The organism is Streptomyces sp. NPDC098781 (assembly GCF_044759995.1).
GTDB lineage: Bacteria > Actinomycetota > Actinomycetes > Streptomycetales > Streptomycetaceae > Streptomyces.
On the sequence record NZ_JBIWAK010000026.1, the window covers coordinates 1 to 1,684 of the forward strand.

General features: G+C 49.5%; 1 rRNA gene. It reads right to left on the reverse strand.

What is annotated here, in order from left to right:
• Positions 1–86: 86 nt before the first annotated feature.
• A 16S ribosomal RNA gene (locus ACIQWG_RS40805) occupies positions 87–1,637 on the reverse strand.
• Positions 1,638–1,684 lie beyond the last annotated feature (47 nt).

Consider the following 1,684-nt stretch of genomic DNA (forward strand, 5'->3'; position numbering starts at 1 on the left):
TGAATGTTAATAAACATTCAAAACTGAATACAATATGTCACGTTATTCTCTCATCTTCGTAGAAGATGTTCCGAATATATCCTTAGAAAGGAGGTGATCCAGCCGCACCTTCCGATACGGCTACCTTGTTACGACTTCACCCCAATCATTTGTCCCACCTTCGACGGCTAGCTCCAAATGGTTACTCCACCGGCTTCGGGTGTTACAAACTCTCGTGGTGTGACGGGCGGTGTGTACAAGACCCGGGAACGTATTCACCGTAGCATGCTGATCTACGATTACTAGCGATTCCAGCTTCATATAGTCGAGTTGCAGACTACAATCCGAACTGAGAACAACTTTATGGGATTTGCTTGACCTCGCGGTTTCGCTGCCCTTTGTATTGTCCATTGTAGCACGTGTGTAGCCCAAATCATAAGGGGCATGATGATTTGACGTCATCCCCACCTTCCTCCGGTTTGTCACCGGCAGTCAACTTAGAGTGCCCAACTTAATGATGGCAACTAAGCTTAAGGGTTGCGCTCGTTGCGGGACTTAACCCAACATCTCACGACACGAGCTGACGACAACCATGCACCACCTGTCACTCTGTCCCCCGAAGGGGAAAACTCTATCTCTAGAGGGGTCAGAGGATGTCAAGATTTGGTAAGGTTCTTCGCGTTGCTTCGAATTAAACCACATGCTCCACCGCTTGTGCGGGTCCCCGTCAATTCCTTTGAGTTTCAACCTTGCGGTCGTACTCCCCAGGCGGAGTGCTTAATGCGTTAGCTGCAGCACTAAGGGGCGGAAACCCCCTAACACTTAGCACTCATCGTTTACGGCGTGGACTACCAGGGTATCTAATCCTGTTTGATCCCCACGCTTTCGCACATCAGCGTCAGTTACAGACCAGAAAGTCGCCTTCGCCACTGGTGTTCCTCCATATCTCTGCGCATTTCACCGCTACACATGGAATTCCACTTTCCTCTTCTGCACTCAAGTTTTCCAGTTTCCAATGACCCTCCACGGTTGAGCCGTGGGCTTTCACATCAGACTTAAAAAACCGCCTACGCGCGCTTTACGCCCAATAATTCCGGATAACGCTTGCCACCTACGTATTACCGCGGCTGCTGGCACGTAGTTAGCCGTGGCTTTCTGATTAGGTACCGTCAAGACGTGCATAGTTACTTACACATTTGTTCTTCCCTAATAACAGAGTTTTACGATCCGAAGACCTTCATCACTCACGCGGCGTTGCTCCGTCAGGCTTTCGCCCATTGCGGAAGATTCCCTACTGCTGCCTCCCGTAGGAGTCTGGACCGTGTCTCAGTTCCAGTGTGGCCGATCACCCTCTCAGGTCGGCTACGCATCGTTGCCTTGGTAAGCCGTTACCTTACCAACTAGCTAATGCGGCGCGGATCCATCTATAAGTGACAGCAAAACCGTCTTTCACTATTGAACCATGCGGTTCAATATATTATCCGGTATTAGCTCCGGTTTCCCGAAGTTATCCCAGTCTTATAGGTAGGTTATCCACGTGTTACTCACCCGTCCGCCGCTAACGTCAGAGGAGCAAGCTCCTCGTCTGTTCGCTCGACTTGCATGTATTAGGCACGCCGCCAGCGTTCATCCTGAGCCAGGATCAAACTCTCCATAAAAAATTATGATGTTTGATTAGCTCATAAATACTAAATAGTTTGTAACG